At 72.8% G+C, this 18,257-nt stretch carries 15 protein-coding genes; 6 read left to right on the top strand and 9 right to left on the bottom strand.

Annotated elements, in window-relative coordinates; genetic code table 11:
- Window positions 1–5 precede the first annotated feature (5 nt).
- From WHI96_RS02875 to acs, 7 genes are all read right to left on the bottom strand, one after another.
- Window positions 6–1,124 (bottom strand): aminotransferase class I/II-fold pyridoxal phosphate-dependent enzyme, encoded by a 1,119-nt coding sequence (locus tag WHI96_RS02875; RefSeq protein ID WP_345641515.1) that lies wholly within the window; start codon window positions 1,122–1,124, stop codon window positions 6–8.
- Between the two features lie 166 nt (window positions 1,125–1,290).
- A complete protein-coding gene (locus WHI96_RS02870; RefSeq protein ID WP_345641307.1) occupies window positions 1,291–1,500 on the bottom strand; it encodes a hypothetical protein in 210 nt (69 codons plus the stop codon).
- A gap of 209 nt (window positions 1,501–1,709) precedes the next feature.
- Window positions 1,710–2,978 carry a phosphoribosylamine--glycine ligase gene (purD, locus tag WHI96_RS02865; RefSeq protein ID WP_345641304.1) on the bottom strand — a complete coding sequence of 423 codons (1,269 nt, stop codon included), beginning with the start codon at window positions 2,976–2,978 and terminating at the stop codon, window positions 1,710–1,712.
- A 50-nt stretch (window positions 2,979–3,028) separates the two neighbouring features.
- Window positions 3,029–3,979, bottom strand: coding sequence for an alpha/beta fold hydrolase (locus tag WHI96_RS02860; protein ID WP_345641301.1), 951 nt, complete (start codon window positions 3,977–3,979; stop codon window positions 3,029–3,031).
- 6 nt (window positions 3,980–3,985) lie between these two features.
- A complete protein-coding gene (locus WHI96_RS02855; protein WP_345641298.1) occupies window positions 3,986–4,507 on the bottom strand; it encodes a phage holin family protein in 522 nt (173 codons plus the stop codon).
- A 133-nt stretch (window positions 4,508–4,640) separates the two neighbouring features.
- Window positions 4,641–5,066: an alternative ribosome rescue aminoacyl-tRNA hydrolase ArfB gene (arfB, locus tag WHI96_RS02850; protein ID WP_345641296.1), complete on the bottom strand. Its 426-nt coding sequence runs from the start codon at window positions 5,064–5,066 to the stop codon at window positions 4,641–4,643.
- A gap of 72 nt (window positions 5,067–5,138) precedes the next feature.
- Window positions 5,139–7,115, bottom strand: coding sequence for an acetate--CoA ligase (acs, locus tag WHI96_RS02845; RefSeq protein ID WP_345641293.1), 1,977 nt, complete (start codon window positions 7,113–7,115; stop codon window positions 5,139–5,141).
- A 335-nt stretch (window positions 7,116–7,450) separates the two neighbouring features.
- Between acs and WHI96_RS02840 the strand changes: the two genes are divergently transcribed.
- Window positions 7,451–8,203 (top strand): oxidoreductase, encoded by a 753-nt coding sequence (locus WHI96_RS02840; RefSeq protein WP_345641290.1) that lies wholly within the window; start codon window positions 7,451–7,453, stop codon window positions 8,201–8,203.
- Window positions 8,204–9,006: 803 nt separating this feature from the next.
- Here the strand turns inward: WHI96_RS02840 and WHI96_RS02835 are convergent.
- On the bottom strand, window positions 9,007–9,975 hold the full coding sequence (locus tag WHI96_RS02835) for an HAD family hydrolase (RefSeq protein ID WP_345641287.1): 969 nt from the start codon (window positions 9,973–9,975) through the stop codon (window positions 9,007–9,009).
- A gap of 674 nt (window positions 9,976–10,649) precedes the next feature.
- On the opposite strand from WHI96_RS02835, the gene ssd reads away from it, so the two are divergent.
- The gene (ssd, locus tag WHI96_RS02830; RefSeq protein WP_345641284.1) at window positions 10,650–11,741 is read left to right on the top strand and encodes a septum site-determining protein Ssd; all 1,092 of its coding nucleotides are present in this window, start codon (window positions 10,650–10,652) and stop codon (window positions 11,739–11,741) included.
- On the top strand, window positions 11,738–12,973 hold the full coding sequence (locus WHI96_RS02825; protein WP_345641281.1) for a TadA family conjugal transfer-associated ATPase: 1,236 nt from the start codon (window positions 11,738–11,740) through the stop codon (window positions 12,971–12,973). Before ssd ends, WHI96_RS02825 begins: the two co-directional genes overlap by 4 nt.
- A 54-nt stretch (window positions 12,974–13,027) precedes the next feature.
- On the opposite strand, the gene WHI96_RS02820 is transcribed toward WHI96_RS02825, so the two are convergent.
- Entirely contained in the window at window positions 13,028–13,723 is a 696-nt protein-coding gene (locus tag WHI96_RS02820; RefSeq protein ID WP_345641278.1) for a type IV toxin-antitoxin system AbiEi family antitoxin domain-containing protein, read from the bottom strand.
- A gap of 516 nt (window positions 13,724–14,239) precedes the next feature.
- On the opposite strand from WHI96_RS02820, the gene WHI96_RS02815 reads away from it, so the two are divergent.
- The 3 genes from WHI96_RS02815 to WHI96_RS02805 all read left to right on the top strand — a co-directional run bounded on the left by WHI96_RS02815 (window position 14,240) and on the right by WHI96_RS02805 (window position 18,133).
- On the top strand, window positions 14,240–14,581 hold the full coding sequence (locus tag WHI96_RS02815; RefSeq protein ID WP_345641275.1) for a hypothetical protein: 342 nt from the start codon (window positions 14,240–14,242) through the stop codon (window positions 14,579–14,581).
- 330 nt (window positions 14,582–14,911) lie between these two features.
- On the top strand, window positions 14,912–15,427 hold the full coding sequence (locus WHI96_RS02810; RefSeq protein WP_345641272.1) for a hypothetical protein: 516 nt from the start codon (window positions 14,912–14,914) through the stop codon (window positions 15,425–15,427).
- 864 nt (window positions 15,428–16,291) lie between these two features.
- A complete protein-coding gene (locus tag WHI96_RS02805) occupies window positions 16,292–18,133 on the top strand; it encodes a bifunctional DNA primase/polymerase (protein WP_345641269.1) in 1,842 nt (613 codons plus the stop codon).
- Window positions 18,134–18,257 lie beyond the last annotated feature (124 nt).

Below are 18,257 nucleotides of genomic sequence, written 5' to 3'. Positions count from 1 at the left end.
CCGGCTCAGACCCAGGCCCGCAGCCGCTCCAGCGCCTCGGTGATGCCCTCGGGCGTCCCGGCGCCGGAGAAGCGGATGTAGGCGCCGCCGTCGACCGGGTCGAAGTCCTGCCCCGGTGCGACGGCGATGCCGGTGTCGGCGAGCAGCCGGTAGGTCAGGGCCATCGAGTCCTCGCCCTCGCGCAGCAGGTGCGCGATGTCGGCGTAGACGTAGAACGCGCCGTCGGCGGGGGCGAGCCGGGTGATCCCGAGCCCGCGCAGGCCGTCGAGCAGCAGGTCCCGGTTACGGCCGTAGCGCACGACGTGGGAGTCGGCCTCGGCGTAGCTCGCCCCGTCGAACGCGGCGAGCGCGGCGTGCTGGGGCAGTGCGGGCGGGCAGACGGTGAAATTGCCGGCCAGCCCCTCGACGGTGCGGCGCAGCCGCGGCGGGCACACCAGCCAGCCGAGCCGCCAGCCGGTCATCGAGAAGTACTTCGAGAACGAGTTGACCAGCACGGCCTCCCGCGAGGTCTCCCGGGCGCTGCTCGTCGCGGGGCTGCCCGGGAACGTGATGCCGTGGTAGATCTCGTCGCTGACGAGCTGGATGCCGCGCTCCTCGCAGTACGTGGCGAGCGCCGCGAGCTCGGCCGGGTCGAGGACCGTGCCGGTGGGGTTCGCCGGGCTGGCCACGATCAGGCCCTTCACCGGCTCGTCGAGCGCCTCCAGCATCTCCACGGTGGGCTGGAACCGGGTCGCCGGCCCGCACGGCAGCTCGACGACCTCGCAGCCCAGCGCGGCGAGGATGTTGCGGTAGCAGGGGTAGCCGGGGCGGGCCATGGCGACGCGGTCACCCGCGTCGAACGCGGCGAGGAAGGCCAGCAGGAACCCGCCGGAGGACCCGGTGGTGAGCACGACGTCGCCCGGGTCGACCTCCAGCTCCCGGGTGCGCCGGTAGTGCCCGGCGACGGCCTCGCGCAGCTCCGCGATGCCGGGGGCGACGGTGTAACCGAGCACCTCCGACTGCACCGCGGCGACGGCGGCCGCGCGCACGGGTTCCGGCGCCGGGGTCGACGGCTGCCCGGCCGACAGGTTGATCAGGTCGCCGTGGGTGCGGGCCCGTTCGGCGGCGGCCGCCCAGACGTCCATGACGTGGAACGGGGCGACGGCGGCACGGGCGGCGACGGTCAGGCGGGTCACGCCGCCGAGCCTAGGCGGCGGCCCCGCACGGGACCGGACCGCGCGCCCGGGCGGGAGCCCACTCCCGGGCGCGCGGTCGGTCACGAACCGGGGCGGGCGCGGGGCCCGCCCGGTGTCACTCGGCCTCGAAGCCCAGGGCGTCGACGACGGCGCCGATCTGCGCGTCGGTGTCGGCGACGGTGTCGTCGAGGTACTCGGCGACCGGGGTCAGCTCGGCCGCCTGCGCGGTGCCGGTGAGCGCCAGGGCGGCGAGCGGCGCGGCGACGACGCCACCGACGAGGGCGAGGGCGCGACGACGACGGGCCGGCTGGGGAGCGTGGGCCATGGTGATCCTCCTGTGGTTCAGGGACACCGGCTGTGCCCCTGTGCCACAGGACGATTCCTCGACGAACCGGTGGAGATCAAACCCTGGTGTCCGGTTTTACCTGCTCTTCACCATCGCCGTACATCCGCGCGGGAACGCTCTTGTCGTCCCTGCTCAGGTCCATAGGGACCAACGTCACTAGGCCATTCGACCGTAACGCCCGCGCAACATCAGGCCTGCGCGACGGGCACGCTGACCTCTCCGCGTTCGGCCTTCAGACCGATGTCGGTGCGGTGGTGCGAGCCCGCGAGGCGGACCGGCTCCAGCCGGGCGTAGGCCTCGGCACGGGCGGCGGCGAGATCGGAGCCGGTGCCCACGACCGACAGCACGCGCCCGCCGGAGGACACGACCGCGCCGTCGTCGCGGCGACGGGTACCGGCGTGCAGCACGCCCTCCCCCTCCGCGCCGGTGATGACGTCACCGAGCCGCGGGGTGGCCGGGTAGCCCTCCGCGGCGACGACGACGGTCACCGCCGACCCCTCGGCCCACTCGATCGCGGGCTGCTCGGCGAGGGTGCCGGTCGCGGTGGCGAGCAGCAGCTGCGACAACGGGGTGCGCAGCAGCGCCAGCACGGCCTGGGTCTCCGGGTCCCCGAAGCGGCAGTTGAACTCGATGACCGCCGGGCCCTGCGAGGTCAGCGCGAGACCGGCGTAGAGCAGCCCGGTGAACGGGGTGCCGCGGCGCACCATCTCCTCGGCGACCGGCGCGACGACCCGGGCGACCAGCTCGTCGGCGAGGTCCTCGCCCGCCCAGGGCAGCGGGCAGTAGGCGCCCATGCCGCCGGTGTTGGGGCCGGAGTCGTCGTCGCCGACGCGCTTGAAGTCCTGCGCGGGCAGCAGCGGCACCACGGTGGCGCCGTCGACGAGGCAGAACAGCGACGCCTCGGGCCCGTCGAGGAAGGACTCCAGCAGCGCCGGGTGGCCGGCGTCGAGCAGCCCGAGGGCGTGCGCGCGGGCCACCTCGATGTCGCCGGACACGACGACGCCCTTGCCCGCGGCCAGCCCGTCGTCCTTGACGACGTAGGGCGGGGCGAACACCGACAGCGCGGTGTCGAGGTGCGCCGGGTTGTCGACGACGACCGACGAGGCCGTCGGCACCCCGGCCGCACTCATGACGGCCTTCGCGAACGCCTTGGACCCCTCGATCCGGGCCGCCTCGGCGCTCGGGCCGAAGCAGGGGATGCCGGCCTCGCGCACCGCATCGGCCGCACCGTTGACCAACGGACCCTCCGGCCCGACGACCACGAGGTCCGCCTGCCAGGTCCGCGCCACGTCGACGACGGCACCGTTGTCGGTGACGTCGAGCCCGAGCTGCTCGGACACCGCGGCCGTCCCCGCGTTGCCGGGGGCGACAGCGAGGGCCGTCACCTCCGGGTCCTGCGCCAGAGCCACGGCGATGGCGTGCTCACGCGCACCGCTTCCCACGATCAGGATCCGCACGGTGGCCGAGCGTATCCGTGCACGTCGGACGACGGGGAACCGGTGTCCGCTCAGCCGTCGCAGCGATGCAGGTGAGCTCCGATCAGCGCGGTGACGTGGGTGGGGTGCTCCTGCTGCGGGAAGTGCCCGGTGGCCGGGAGCGTGTGGTGGGTCAGCCCGGCCCCGGCGAACCGCTCGTCGCCGCGCATGGTGGTGTCGAGCACGCAGGGGTCGTCGGCGCCGTGCACCTGCAGCACCGGCACCCCGACCGGCCGGGAGACCTCGCGGGTGAACCGGCGGCCGTCGGGGCGCACCTGGGAGCGCAGCGACCAGCGGTAGTACTCGAGGCTGCAGTGGGCGACGGTGGAGATCCGCATCGCCTCGGCGTTGCGGGCGACGGCGTCGGCGAAGTCGGTGGTGGCGGCCCACTCCGGACCCGCCCACGCGCGCATGATCCGCCCGACCCGGGCGCCGCCGTCGGCACGCAGGGAACGCTCCGGCAGCCGCGGCAGCTGGAACCCGGCCATGTAGCGGCTCGCACGGCCCTGCCCGAGTGGGTCGCACAGCACCGCGTCGCGCAGGACGACCGGGTGCGGCGCCCCGAGCCCGGTGAGCGAGACGACCAGACGCGGGTGCAGCGTGGCGACGGTCCAGCCGATCGCGGCGCCCCAGTCGTGCCCGACGAGGTGGGCACGCGGCTCCCCGAGCGCCCGGATCATCCCGGCGCAGTCACCGGCGAGGGTCCACAGGTCGTAGCCGCGGGGAGGCTTGTCGGTGTCGCCGTAGCCGCGCAGGTCGGGCGCGACGACCCGGAAGCCGGCGTCGCCGAGGGCGAGGAGCTGGTGGCGCCAGGTCCACCAGAACTCCGGGAAGCCGTGCAGCAGCACGACCAGCGGACCGGTCGGCGGGCCGTACTCGGCGAGGTGGATGCGGATGCCGTTGGCCGACACCGCGCGGTGCGTCCACGGACCGGGCACCCGGACGACCGAGGGGTCGGGTGGGGTACCGGTCGCTGCGGACACGCCGGGTCAGCCCGCGGCGGCGTGCCGCCCGGAGGTGCCGTCGGCGATCTCACGCACGTTGTCGCGGTCACCGCGGTGGCCGCGCTGGGCGAGCACCTGGGCGGAGTCCTTGAGCGAGTCGATGGTGCGCTCGGGCTTGCGGATCTTGCGGACCCGCAGGTAGCCGAGGAGACCGAACAGGCCGGCGACGAGCAGCATGAACAGGAACGTGATCCCGAAGCCCGCGGCGCGGTTGAGCCACAGCGACAGGAACTCGGCGAGGGTGAAGAACAGGTAGAACAGGCTGAACAGCCCGATCACCGCGGCGATCACGAAGAAGACGCTGCCCTGCACGCCCTTCTTCACCTCGGCCGTGACCTCGGCCTTGGCGAGCTCCACCTCCGACCGGACCAGGGTGGAGAGGTGGGTGGTGACGTCCTTCACGAGGGCACCGAGGGACGCGTCGCGCGGCCCGGGCTCGCTCGTGAGCGGGATCGAGGGCAGGACCGGCGGAACCTCCGCGTTGCCCGACTGGCTGTTGCTGGCCACCGTCTTCCCTCCTGCTGGTGCACTCGCCTACCCGGGGCGCTGAAGGTCCCCCGGACGGCCGTCGTTCGGTGAGCCGCCATCGTGCCACGGGGTCCTACGACCCGCTCGGCTACGCCACGCCGGGGACACGGCCTCACTCGTCCGGGCGGCCGCGCAGTTTCTTGATCTGTCCGCGCCGGTTCTTGGCGTCGAGCCTGCGGCGCTGCGAGCCGCGCGTCGGACGGGTCGGGCGACGGGTGCGCGGGCCCGCCGCGGTCGCCTCGCCGAGCAGGGTCGCGAGCCGCCCGCGAGCGGCCTCGCGGTTGCGGAGCTGGCTGCGGTGCTCGGAGGCGACGACGGTCAGCACGCCGTCGACGAGACGGTTCGCCAGCCGCGACAGGGCGCGGTCGCGCAGGTCCCCGGGGACGCTCGGCGAGGCCGCGAGGTCGAACGACAGCTCCACCCGCGAGTCGGTGGTGTTGACGCCCTGCCCACCGGGCCCCGAGGCGCGGGAGAACCGCCAGTGCAGCTCACGGGCGGGCACGACGAAGCCCCGCCGCACCTCGATCGGGTCGTCCACGGGCACCAGTGTCGCCGATCGGCCCCGGGTCCCGTGCGGTGTGCACGGGCCCGGGGCCGCCGGGACCGGAGGTCAGTCCTCCTTGGACTCGCTCATGCCGGACGAGATCAGGTCCATCACCGACGAGTCGGCGAGGGTCGAGACGTCGCCGACGTCGCGGTTCTCGGCGACGTCGCGCAGCAGGCGGCGCATGATCTTGCCGGAGCGGGTCTTCGGCAGCTCCTCCACGACCAGGATCTGGCGCGGCTTGGCGATCGGGCCGATCTCCTTGGAGACGTGGTCGCGGAGCGCCTTGATGGCCTCCTCGCCCTTCGCCTCGTCCTTCGAGGCGCTCCCGAGCAGGATGACGAACGCGACGATCCCCTGGCCGGTGGTCTCGTCGGAGGCGCCCACGACCGCGGCCTCGGCGACGGTCGGGTGGCTGACCAGCGCCGACTCCACCTCGGTGGTGGAGATACGGTGCCCGGAGACGTTCATGACGTCGTCGACGCGGCCGAGCAGCCAGATGGCGCCGTCCTCGTCGTACTTGGCGCCGTCACCGGCGAAGTAGTAGCCCTGCTCGGCGAAGCGCGACCAGTAGGTGTCCTTGTAGCGCTCGGTGTCGCCCCAGATGCCGCGCAGCATGGACGGCCACGGCTTGTCGAGCACGAGGTAGCCGCCCTCGCCGTTGCCGACCGGGGTGCCCGAGTCGTCGACGACGGTTGCGGAGATGCCCGGCAGCGCGCGCATGGCCGAGCCCGGCTTGGTGGCGGTGACGCCCGGCAACGGGGCGATCATCTGCGAGCCGGTCTCGGTCTGCCACCAGGTGTCGACGATCGGGCAGCGCTCCTTGCCGATCTTCTCCCGGAACCACATCCACGCCTCGGGGTTGATCGGCTCGCCGACCGTGCCGAGGACCCTGAGCGAGGACAGGTCGTACTTCGCGGGGATGTCCTCGCCCCACTTCATGAACGTCCGGATCAGGGTGGGGGCGGTGTAGTAGATCGAGACCTTGTACTTGTCGACGATCTCCCAGTGCCGGCCCTCGTGCGGGGTGTTCGGCGTGCCCTCGTAGATCACCTGGGTCGCACCGTTGGCGAGCGGCCCGTAGACGATGTAGCTGTGCCCGGTGATCCAGCCGATGTCGGCGGTGCACCAGTAGACGCTCTCGCCCGGCTTGTGGTCGAAGGTGACGTTGTGGGAGTAGGCGGACTGGGTGAGGTAGCCGCCGGAGGTGTGCAGGATGCCCTTCGGGTTCCCGGTGGTGCCCGAGGTGTAGAGGATGAACAGCGGGTGCTCGGAATCGAAGGACTCCGGCGTGTGCTGGTCGGAGGCGGAGTCGACGGCGTCGTGCCACCAGACGTCGCGGCCCTCGGTCCACGGCACGTCGGTCTCGGTCCGCTTGACGACCAGGACCTTCTCGATCGAGGTGCCCTCGACCGCCTGGTCGGTGTTCTCCTTCATCGGGGCGGGCTTGCCGCGGCGGTACTGCCCGTCGGAGGTAATGAGGACCTTGGCCTCGGCGTCCTCGATACGGGCCTTGAGCGCGCCCGGGGAGAACCCGCCGAACACGACGCTGTGCAGCGCGCCCAGGCGGGCGCAGGCCAGCATCGAGAACACGGCCTCGGGGATCATCGGCAGCTGGATGGCGACGCGGTCGCCCTTGCCGACGCCCAGCTCGGTCAGCGCGTTCGCGGTCTTGGAGACCTCGCGCTGCAGGTCGGCGTAGGTGATGGTGCGGGTGTCGCCGGGCTCGCCCTCCCAGTGGATGGCGACGCGGTCGCCGTTGCCCGCCTCGACGTGCCGGTCGGCGCAGTTGTAGGCGACGTTCAGCTCACCGCCGACGAACCACTTCGCGAACGGGGGCTGCCAGTCCAGGACGGCATCCCACTTCGTCGTCCAGTGCAGCCTGTCGGCCTGCTCGGCCCAGAACCCCTCACGGTCGGAGTCGGCGCGGTCGTACCAGTCGGCGGTGGCGTTCGCCTGCGCGGCGAACTCCTCCGACGGCGGGAACGACCTGCTCTCGGTGGAGAGTGCGCTGAGCGCAGAACTCTTCTCGGACTCGGCCATGTCCTCGTGTCCTCCTCGACGCGACGGGTCACTCGGGCCGGCGTGGCGGCCTCGGGCGCACTCGGTGTGCGCGCGTGTGTGTTATCGGACGCTAGTGAAACGTCCTGGCCCGTGCACCGTCTGTCGGGACAGGTACGGACAGGAAACGAACGACGCACCTGACCGTCCGCGCAGGTCGGGGTCCACCCCCCGGTGCGTCACGGAGGTCGGCGACACCGCCGACGGCGGACGGACGGACGTCCGGCGGTCGGTGGAGCACCACGACCGGTCGCCGAGCGGTCCACACCGAAGGGGTACTACCGGACGGTAACCGACGGGTTGGGACGATGACGCGCATGGCCCGCCCCGCAGCAGCCGATCCGCTCGCCCCGCTCGCCGCCCTCCCCGGCGTCGCCGAGGCGGTCTCCCGCGCCCGCGACGCGGCCACCGAGGTGCACAACCAGCCGGTCAACCGGCGCGGCTGGCCCGCGACGGCCGCCGAGGCCGCCCTGCGCGCGGCCCGCTCGTCCGCCGCGGTCGACGGGGCCCCGTTGCGACCGGTCACCGCCGACCACGTCTCCGACCCCGTCCTCGCGGGCGCCGTCCGGATCGCCGACGAGCGCGCCAAGCTCCTCGACACCTGGCGCCGGGCCCCCCTGCAGGGGCTCGCCCGGCTGCACGTGCTGGCCGCGGGCGACCTCGTGCCCGCCGCCGAGCACGAGCGGGTGCTGGGCAGGCCGCGCCCGGCCACGTCGGGGCGGCTCACCGCGCTGGCCGACCTGATCGGCGGGGGCACCTCGGTGCCGGCACCGGTGCTGGTCGCCGTCGTGCACGGCGAGCTGCTGACCCTCGCCCCGTTCGGCACCGCCGACGGCGTCGTGGCCCGGGCCGCGGCCCGGCTGACCGCGATGTCGACCGGCCTGGACCCGCGCGGTCTGTCGGTGCCCGAGGTGGGGTTCCTGCGCCGCACCGCGGAGTACCGGGAGGCTGCGGCGGCGTTCGCGTCCGGGACGCCCGACGGTCTGGCCCGCTGGATCGTCCACACCTGCGCGGAGTGGGAGGCGGGCGGCCGGGAGGGCCTGTCGATCGCCGCCGCGCAGTCCGGCTGAGCCCCGGACAGGAAGAAGCCGGGCGGTGCCCCGAGGGGCGCCACCCGGCCCGACGTGGGAACCGGCGTCCTGGCGTGCACTACGTGTCGTGTTGTGCGGCCTCGGCGCCCGGCGTCCCGGTTCGCAGACCCACGACGACATGCCTCCCGCGGCGTGCTCGGCGTGGACGTGATCCGGTTCCCACGTACGGAGCCCGGTCAGGGGAGACGCCTCTTCTCCTCCGAGACGCCCCTGGCCCGGCCGGGGTCCGTGGCTCCTTCGTAGACCCGGAACGTGATGCGAGCAACCCTCTCCCCGGGATGCACCGGTTCAGCAGCACAGGGTGACCGTCGACGGCCGCCGCGTGGGTGTACGACGACGCCCGGACGGCGGTCGCGCCCGGCATCCGGGCCGCGTTCCGAGCCGACACGGTCCGCGCTGGTCGCCGGTCGCCCCGCTGTCCGCACCGGCGCGGCCGGCCACGCCGCACCGGCCGGATTCCGCCACCGGGCCGCGAGACTCCGTCGATCAGTGCATCAGCGCTGTGCGACGGCGGTCGAGCAGCATTCATGTACTGATCGACGGTCGCCCCGGGGTGCACCGCACCGTCCCGCGCTCCGCCACCCGGCGGTCCGCTCACCGCGTGTCGATCAGTACATGAGCGCGGTCGCAGGATGCCCGGACAGCACTGATGTACTGATCGACGGGCGCGACGCGGTCGACGGCGCGGCAGTCGCGGCGAGGACGGGCACGGGCGCCGGACGAGCCGGGCACGGGCCGCTCAGCGCGGCCGGCGGCGCCCTGCCCACAGGCCGGCCATCACCTCAGCGGCCACCGCGGGCGGACCGGGTGACGGCCGCTCCCGCCACCAGCGCCGCGAGCACCCCGCCGACCGCAGCCGCACCGAGCAACGCCGGATCCCGCCACGGCCCGGCCGCACCGACCCCGCCGACCCCACCGGTGTCCTCGCCGGTCCCATCGGCCGCCGGGCCGGCGTGAGCACCACCCCGGGCCCCGGCCGCGAACCGGTCGGACAGCCGGTCACGCAGCCGGAACAACCGGTCCCGACGGGACGCGGCGCGCACGAACGCGAGCACCGGCCACCCCCGCTCGCGGGCGATGGCCCGCAACTCGCGGTCCGGGTTCACGACGGACGGCTGCCCGACCGCCTCGAGCAGCGGCAGGTCGGTGATCGAGTCGGTGTAGGCGGCACACCGCACGAGGTCGAGTCCCAGCTCCGCGGCGATCTCCCGGGCCGCGACGGCCTTGCCCTCGCCGTAGCAGTAGAACGCGATCTCCCCGGCGTAGCGGCCGTCCTCGACGTGCATCCGGGTCGCCCGGAAGCGTGCGATCCCGACCAGCTCGGCGATCGGCTCGACGACCTCCAGCCCCGACGCCGACAGCAGCACGATCTCCGCCCCCTGCGCGCGGTGGTGCTCGATCAGCCGGACCGCCTCGGGGTAGACGAGCGGGCCCACGATCTCCTGCAGCGTCTCGGCGACGATCGCACGGACCCGCGCCACCTCCCAGCCCTGGCAGATCAGCACCATCCGCCGGCGCAGGGTGTCCATCGTGGACGCGTCCGCCCCGGCGAGCACGAGCAGCAGCTGGGCCCAGGCCCCGCGCAGGACGGTCGCGCGGTCGATCAGACCGGCGCGGGCGAACGGACGCGCGAACGCCAGCGCACTCGACCCGGCGATGATCGTGTTGTCGAGATCGAGGAACACCGCCTGGGGGACGGCGGCACCGGCGGTCCGGTCCGGTGCGACGGGGGCTGTGGAGGACTCGGGCACGACGTCCAGCCTGCCCGAACCGGGACGCGCCCCGTCCCCGGTCCCCGGCTCCGTGCACACTCCGCCGACCGTCGGCCCCACGGTGGGCGCCGCCCGTCCCCGCACCGCCCGGCCGGGGGTACGGGCAGGCCGATGAGCAGGAGCGGAGAGTAGCCGTCCGTACGCGACCGGTCGCCCGGACGCGCTCACCGGTCAGTGGCACAGTTCACCCCGTCGGCGTCAAGAGCGACATCGTCGCCGGTACCGGTCGGCGCAGCCCACGGCCGGAGTATGGGCGCGACCGGCATGTTCCGGCTACAGTTGACCGAGCTCGGACGTGGTCCGAGCGGGTTCAGCTCGACCCCCCGGGGCTGAACCGCCCGACGGCCCCCGCCAATCCCCCCTGGCGGGGGTCGTCCTACGTCCGGGTCGGGACGACACGGTCGTGTCGGTCGCCCGCCTCCCCGGTGCGCTCCCCGCCGCTCCGGTGCCGCTCCCCGGTGGCGCGCCCGCGAGGGCCCTCCCCCGTGCTCCATCCTCCCGCACGGCACCGACGGAACCGGCGGGTTGTCCACAGGTCGGGCCGTTTCCCCGAAGTTGTCCACAGGCCCGCGATCGGGGCCGGCGGGGCGCTCCCGGGACCGCACGCTCGACACCGGGGCCCGCACCGGCGGGCCGGTGTGGAGGACGACGCGATGGACCGGCGCTGCCTGATCGTGGCCGACGATCCCGAGCTGCTCGACGCGCTGCTGCGGCTCGCCGCGGCCGCCGACATGGACGCCCAGCGCGCGGTCGACGCGGCCGACGCCCGCCGTGCCTGGGCCCGCGCACCCGTCGTGCTGCTCGACCGGGCCGGGGCCCGGCGCTGCGGCGAGGCCGGATTCCCACGCCGCGACGGCGTCGTGATCACCGTCCCCGGCGAGCCCGCCGCGGAAGACTGGCGGATCGCGGTCGCCCTCGGCGCGGACCGGGTCGTGCAGCTCCCCCAGGGCGAGGCCGGGCTGGCCGAGATCCTCGCCGACGCCCGGGAGCGCGCAGCGGGCGACGGGCGGGCCGGCCGGGTGCTGGCCGTGGTCGGCGGCAGCGGTGGGGCGGGCGCCTCGGTGCTCGCCACCGCCGTCGCGCTGACCTCCGCACGGGCCGGGGAGTCCGCCCTGCTGGTCGACTGCGACCCGCTCGGCGGCGGCCTCGACCTGATGGTCGGGCTGGAGCAGGAGGCCGGACTGCGCTGGCCGGAGCTGTCGGTCGGCGACGGCCGGGTGCGCGCCGCGGCGCTGCACGCCGCGCTGCCGCGGGCCGGGTCCGGGCGCACCGCGTTGTCGGTGCTGTCCTGCGCGCGCTCCCCGCACGGCCCCGAGCCGGCCGCGGTCACCGCGGTCCTCGACGCCGGGCGCCGCGCGGGCGGCACCGTCGTGTGCGACCTGCCCCGCTATCCCACCGACGCCGCCCTCGCGGCTCTCGGCACCGCCGACCTGACCGTCCTGGTGGTGCCCGCCGGGCTGCGGTCGTGTGCCGCGGCCGCCCGGGTCGCGGACGTGCTCGCCGAGCACGCCCGCGCCGTGGAGCTGGTCGTGCGCGGCCCGTCCCCCGGCGGCATCACCCCCGACGAGGTCGTCGCCTCCCTCGGGCTGTCGTTGCTCACGACCATGCGCCCGGAGCGGGACCTCGCCGGTGCGCTCGAACGGGGATGGACGCCCGGCTCCGGGCGGGGCCCGCTCGCCACCGCGGCCCGGACCGTGCACGAGCGCCTCTCCGGCGCGGCGGGCTCCCGGCGGGCGGCGTCGTGAACCCGCTGGTCGACCGGGTGCGGGCCCGGCTTGCCGACGCCGGCGGCGAGACCGGACCGGCCGCCGTCGCCGCGGCGGTGCGGGCCGAGTCCGGTGGGGTCGCCTCCGACCTGGACGTCCTCGCCGCGCTCCGCACCCTGCGCCAGGAGTTCACCGGAGCGGGCCCGCTCGATGCGCTGCTGCGCGACCCGGCGACCACCGACGTGCTGGTCACCGCGCCCGACGCCGTCTGGGTCGACCGCGGCGACGGGCTGCGCCGCACCGGCATCGTCTTCACCGACGAGGCCGCGGTCCGGCGGCTCGCCCAGCGTTTGGCGCTCGCCGCGGGCCGCCGTCTCGACGACGCGAGCCCCTGCGTCGACGGCAGGCTCCCCGACGCCGGGGTCCGGCTGCACGCGGTCCTCCCACCGGTGGCGGCCGCCGGGACCGCGATCTCGCTGCGGGTGCTGCGCCCCGCCGGACACGACCTGGCCGCGCTACGGCGGACCGGCACCCTCGACGCGACCGGCGAGGCACTGCTGCGCGCGATCGTCGCCGCCCGGCTGGCCGTGCTCGTGGCCGGTGGGACGGGCAGTGGCAAGACCACGCTGCTCAACGCACTGCTGGGCGCGGTCGCCCCGGGCGAGCGGCTGATCACCGTCGAGGACGCCGAGGAGCTCTCCCCGTGCCATCCGCACGTCGTGCGGCTGGTCGCCCGACCGCCGAACATCGAGGGCTCGGGTGGGGTGCCACTGCGCGAGCTGGTGCGTCAGGCGTTGCGGATGCGGCCGGACCGGCTGGTGGTCGGCGAGGTCCGCGGGGCCGAGGCACCTCGCGCGTGGGGTTACCGCCTTCGACCTGCCGTTCGCCCTGGAGCTGGCCGACGTCGCCTGACCGGCCCCGGACACGCCGAAGGGCGCCCTCGACGCTGGGGGCGCCCTTCATCGGTTTCAGGCCGCTCCGCCGCCCGGCGGGCCGCCGCGCCGGAACCAGCTGAACCAGCTGCGGAACAGCTCGGCGAGTGCCTTGAGGATCGCCGGACGGTGCTCCGGGGTCGCGTCCTGCAGGCACATCCGGAGGGCCACGAGGCCGATGATCCCGATGATGAGGATGCCGCCGAGCGCACCAGCGATGTACATCATGGGATCGGGGGTAGACGCAGCGAACTGCGCAAGGCTTACCATGGACTGGCTCCTTGTTCGATGAGACGAGCGAGCGAGTCAGCGGATGAGGGCGGTTTCGCCGCCAAGTGAAGTGCCGTCCTCATCCGCATCTCCCCGGACCGTCCCGGGCCCGCGAAGTGATCATCAGCTCTCCTCCGCCATCTCCTCGCGGTGCGCGTCGTCCCACTCGCGAGACAGCTGCCACTTGTCAGCCTCAGGCAGGCGCTCGAAGCGCTCCGTCGCGTCCTGGTCCTCGTCCGCCTCGTCATCGTCGAACAGGCCCACCTCGGCCTCGCTGGACGCGGGCGACGTCGTGTCGACGTTCCCGAGCCGGTACTGGCCCCTGCCGACCTTGATGAGCTGGCCCTCCTTGGCCATCTTGGACAGCAACGAGCGCGTGGTTGCCGACTGGGAGTCCACCCCCATGGCCAGCACTCCGTCGACGATCTCTGACGTCCCGAAGACCTCGTTCTTCTGGCCGACGAACTTGAGAACCGCCTCGCGGGTGTTCATCGGCTGCACGTTCCACGACAGCTTCGCGTCGACGGCGACGGTCTGCGACGCCTGGACCTTCTGGGCCAGCTCGGCGCCGATGCCCTCGGCGTCGTCCGGCTGAGCAAGACCCCACCCCTGCAGCAGCTGTGCAAGGTGGCGAGCCTGGGGCAAGATCGCCTTCCGCTCTGCATCCAGCTCCGCCTTCCGGCGGTCGAGCTCGGCATCCTCCTCGTCGATGCGGACCATGTCGGCCAGCACCTCGCGCGCGGCCGCCGCGATGTGCTGGGTGGCCGCCTGCCAGCGCTCGCTGGACGACCGGTTCGACTCGGACATGAGCGACAGCATGACAGGTCGTCCCGACACCGCGCCATCCCGCCCCCAACTCTCGTTGGGACCCCCTCTTCGCCCCCCGCAGCGGGGGGTCAAGAGTGGCGCCGAGGTCACCCGTTCCGGTATACGCGCCTGCGGCGCGCGCAGGCGCATACGGGCGCGCGCCGAGCAGTCGCACAAGCGCGTCTGCCTGCTGCGTTGTGCACGTTCGCGGATCCGTCCACACCTGTGGACAACTCTGTGGGGGGTGCCAATTGCATGTTGATAACCCCGCGCGGGACGGAGTTGTCCACAGCATCCACAGCTTCGATCCCCGGAACTGTCGGGGGCGTGTGGTATGAGGCTTCGAGACCGGCTTTGCGTAGCCGTTGCGGGACCGGCTACGCAGGTCTGCGGGAACCCACACCGAGCTGCGGAAACGTGCGACAGAACAGATCAACACGCCTCGTCTTCGCGACGCGACGACGGCGTGTCGACCTGGCCTCGTACGGCTGTTGTGGGGACGCGCTTTCCCAACATCATGACCCCGACATGTCGTTTGGCGACTCCATCTGCCACCTCCGCACGATCCAGGGTGGTGTGGAAACCGGCCCGGGTCATGTGGTATCGGCCCGGCGCCGACGACGTAACGAAGACCAGCGCAACGCCGACCGGCTGATCGTGGCGAAGCACCCGAGGACGTACGGCGTCGGCGATCCGGTGGTCGACAACAGAACCGGGAAGACCCGCGGTAGAACGGGGAGAGTCGTCGGCATCGCGAGCCTGCGCGAGGACGGCAAGACGAAGCCGTTCTACCGGATCGACTTCGGCCGCTACGAGCTACACCTGACCGCAGATGAGATCGAGCCGGATATCTCGTCGACCAAGCGATAATAGTTCTGCATGATCTTGGGCGTCTGTGCCATAGTCCATCTCGGCGCCGGGCGACCGGAGCCACCGACACCGAGCCGCAGGAGCGTCGAGGGGTCGGGCAGCATGAGTCGGGCCCTTGGCTGGGAGGCCAAGGAGCGGCACCAGCAGGTGTCGGCCGACCTAAATCGGCGTAAGCGCAATGAAGAAGCCCTGGCCGGGTAGCCCCTTGAGGCAGTGACCCTCGAAGGCCAGATCCAGCCGAGTGTTGCACAGCCAGGCCCCCGCACAGGGGGTTTCGGAGCTGTGCGCGCTCGGCTCTTCGTCGTTCCTCACCACCGAGAGGAACGCACCATGTGCAACCCCGTCGAGGACGCAGCCCGCGCCCTCAACGACGCCATGAACGAACCCGTCCATCCACATGGAGACGCTCGGAAGCGAGAGCTGGCCGAGAGTGCCTCACGGACCTTCGATCGGATGAAGGCATTCGGACTCGACGTCGTTGCTGAACAGCCCGGTATTCGTCAGGGCGATCTGGTCGACCTGCTGGTGGATGAGTTCGGGGACGAGCCGGATGTTCAGCGGGATGTCTTCGGTGGCTTTCATGCTGCCGTCGCCGCTGTGACCGAGGCATCGTCGATCGGTCCGCACTACGATCAAGACAACGAGCCGCTCTACCCCCAGGGCGCCGACCCTCGGACCTGCGTCGGTTTCCTCCCTGCGGGAACGCGGATCTATCTGGTCGCAACCGTGATCCGATCGCTCAGTTACCAGCACGACGAGCGTCCGGTCGAGATCGCCCTGGAGCGCGGCGGCACCTTTATCTGCGTCCAACTGCCGGGCAGCACCAAGGCCCTGCTTCACCGCTGACCGGCTGCCGGCCACCCCGCAGGTAAATCCCGACCCCGGGCGCTGCCCGTTCTGGAAGGCGCCCGGGGTCGGGCGACCGTGCGCATGTGCACAAGTCGGCAGTCACATGATTCGATTATCGAGGAACAACAAGAACCGCACACAGCGGCGAATAGTCGTCATAGCTAGCCAGCGATAAGAAGTGAAGCGACCGGACCACGAGGGTTCGGTGGAGGCCGATACCGGCGCTGGTGAACGGACCGAGGTGGAACCGGCCGAGCGATGTGATGGGGAAGGACCCCGTCGCGCGCCTGGCCGTTCGCTGCTCCTACAGAGGAGCCAAAGTGACCACCTCGTCGTCGTCCGACCTGGTCGAGGCGCTGCGTCCCAGTACGCGGGCGCTCCCTCAGAATCGCCTGCCCTGCCCGGTCGAGGGCTGCATCAAGCCCCGTCGAACCCGCGGGCTCTGCGCCAACCACTACCTGCGCGCTCTCCGGGCCGAGAAGCGTCGCGCGGCTGCTGGGAAGCCGTCGTGACCTGCGGGGGCACCGAGTACCAGGACGCGTCCGCGAGTTCGACGGAGGCCAAGCGAGAGGGCCGGACGGCGGTGTCGTGGGGGCGGTCCCCCAGCCCGTCGCGCCATCGGCGCCTGCTGGCGCTGCTGATGGGCCCCGGACAGGACGACGCCCCGGGACGAGGAACCCGGGGCGCCGATCTCGCCTGTCCAACGAGCGCATCCGAGGCCGAGAGGATCCGGTGCGTCCCCGAGGAAACCACGCCGAATCGAGTCGGCGGTAGCTCGGGATAAGCGAGAGGCCCCGCCCACTCCCCGGGCGGGGCCCCACTTCGCCATGTTCTCTCGACCAGAAAGAATTGGTACACCTAGTGAACCACATCGGTAACGATTCTCGCAGCTCCGCACAGTTCGACGGCGCTTCTGTTGCCCGCGCAGCCATCCGGCGCGAATGGATCCCAGTCCCAATCGATCCGGACAGCAAGCGTCCCTCGACGAAGTGGAAGGAGCCTGCGGACTGGATCGACGATCCCTCAGTCGTGAAGCAGGTTTGGGGGCCTGGCGGTACGCATGAGGGGCACGGGGTCGGCATCCTCACCGGCCCGTCCGGGCTCAACGTTCTGGACCTGGACACCAAGAACGACGGCGAGGGCGCCCTGGCCGACCTCGGTCACAAGATCGGCGAGACGCTGGTCCGGCGCACACCCTCCGGCGGTTTGCACGCGATCTATCGCGCCCAGGCCGGTCCGATTAAGTCGTCGGCCAGCGAGATCGGTCCGGGGATCGACACCCGTGGCCAGGGCGGCATGTTCATCTGGGCGATGCCCGATCGGGCCTACGAGACCGTCGAGGACTTCGACCCCGCCGACACCCCGGACTGGCTGTACGAGGCCACGGGAACGGTCTCCGGGGGGCTGGACGAGTTCACGCCCAAGGACTTCGCGACCGTCGAGGCCGCGCGGGCCTACGTCGAGCCTGCGCTGCGGGCGCTGCGCGACGCCGCGGAGGGCAACCGGAACGAGCTGGTGCGCGACGCCGCGCTGTGCGTCGGCCACTTCGGCGACGAGTTCTGGAGCCTCGACGAGGCCCGCGAGATGGTCCTGGACGCGGCCATCGACTGCGGCGCCGCCGACGAGGACGACACCCCGGCGACCCTGCGCAACGCCCTGCGGGACGCCCGCGCACAGGGCACGCACCGGCTCGCCCCGGTCAGCCCGAGCAACGGCTCCTGGGGGTTGGTCGACCTCGCCCCCGTCCTGGCCGGGGATGTCGAGGTGCCGAGCCCGACGGTTCTCGCTCGATCCGACGGCGAGCACCTGCTGTACCCCGGGTCGATCCACTGGGTGTTCGGTGAGCCCGAGTCCGGCAAGTCCTGGGTCGCCCTGGCCGCCTGCGTCGAGCAGATCCGGGCCGAGCGCCACGTCCTGTACCTGGACTACGAGAACGGCGCCGTCGAGCTCATCGCCCGCCTGACCCAGTTCGGGCTCAGCCCCGACGAGATCGGTCTCTACTTCCACATGCTGGAGCCCGAGACCCGGCTCGGCCAGGGGGAGGCCGAGCAGTACGCGGCGCACCTGCAGGCGCTTCGACCCGCGGTGGTCGTGCTCGACGCCTTCACCGAGGTCGCCGACATGGAGGGCCTGAGCCCGAACGACGCGGAGGCGGTCAGCCGGGTGGTGCGGTTGTACCTCAAGCCCGCTGAACGCGCGGGCGCCGCCGTGGTCGTCATCGACCACGTCGTCAAGGACACCGACCGGCGCGGGCTGTGGCCCTCCGGCTCGCAGCACAAGAAGTCCGCGGTCTCCGGGGCCGCGTACCTGGTGCGGATGCGTGACCAGTTCGCCCCGGGACGCTGCGGTCGCGCCGAGCTGGTCGTGGCGAAGGACCGGCGAGGCAAGGTCCGCGCCATCTCGTCGGACAAGCAGGCCGGGACTTTCATCCTGGACTCGGACTCCGACGGCTGCACCTGGCGGATCGCTCCCGGCTCCCCTCGCGCCACCTCGACCGGCACCACGCAGTTGCCGGGCAAGGCGGGCGAGGTCGTCCAACACCTCGACCGACTGGGCGCCGCCACGGACGTGGGGTACCGGAAGGCCCGGACCCTCGTCGAGAAGGACGTGCCGGGGTTCTCCGCCTCGAACGCAGCGTTCGAGGAAGCCGTGAAGCACCGCAAGGAGATCCGGCGTCAGGCGCTGTCCAGCGTGGACCCGTGACCGCCCCGGAGCGCGGGGCGTCCCGGGGCGGTCACGGGGCGGTCGTCCGGGGCGGTCCGCGGGGCGGTCCGGGGCGTGTCGGGGCGTCCCGGGGCGGTTCCGGGGCGGTTCCGCCCCCAACGCC

The sequence above is a fragment of the Pseudonocardia tropica genome, from assembly GCF_040105315.1.
GTDB lineage: Bacteria > Actinomycetota > Actinomycetes > Mycobacteriales > Pseudonocardiaceae > Pseudonocardia > Pseudonocardia alni.
The sequence above is the reverse complement of the archived record's forward strand: the minus strand, read 5'-3'. Positions and strand labels throughout refer to the sequence as shown.

What these genes read in the sequence shown, in the direction of transcription:
- WHI96_RS02875 (WP_345641515.1), bottom strand. Translation starts at nt 1,124, where the DNA reads ATGGACGTCTGGGCGGCCGCCGCCGAACGGGCCCGCACCCACGGCGAC.
- WHI96_RS02870 (WP_345641307.1), bottom strand. Translation starts at nt 1,500, where the DNA reads ATGGCCCACGCTCCCCAGCCGGCCCGTCGTCGTCGCGCCCTCGCCCTC.
- acs (WP_345641293.1), bottom strand. Translation starts at nt 7,115, where the DNA reads ATGGCCGAGTCCGAGAAGAGTTCTGCGCTCAGCGCACTCTCCACCGAG.
- WHI96_RS02840 (WP_345641290.1), top strand. Translation starts at nt 7,451, where the DNA reads ATGGCCCGCCCCGCAGCAGCCGATCCGCTCGCCCCGCTCGCCGCCCTC.
- ssd (WP_345641284.1), top strand. Translation starts at nt 10,650, where the DNA reads ATGGACCGGCGCTGCCTGATCGTGGCCGACGATCCCGAGCTGCTCGAC.
- WHI96_RS02820 (WP_345641278.1), bottom strand. Translation starts at nt 13,723, where the DNA reads ATGCTGTCGCTCATGTCCGAGTCGAACCGGTCGTCCAGCGAGCGCTGG.
- WHI96_RS02815 (WP_345641275.1), top strand. Translation starts at nt 14,240, where the DNA reads ATGTCGTTTGGCGACTCCATCTGCCACCTCCGCACGATCCAGGGTGGT.
- WHI96_RS02810 (WP_345641272.1), top strand. Translation starts at nt 14,912, where the DNA reads ATGTGCAACCCCGTCGAGGACGCAGCCCGCGCCCTCAACGACGCCATG.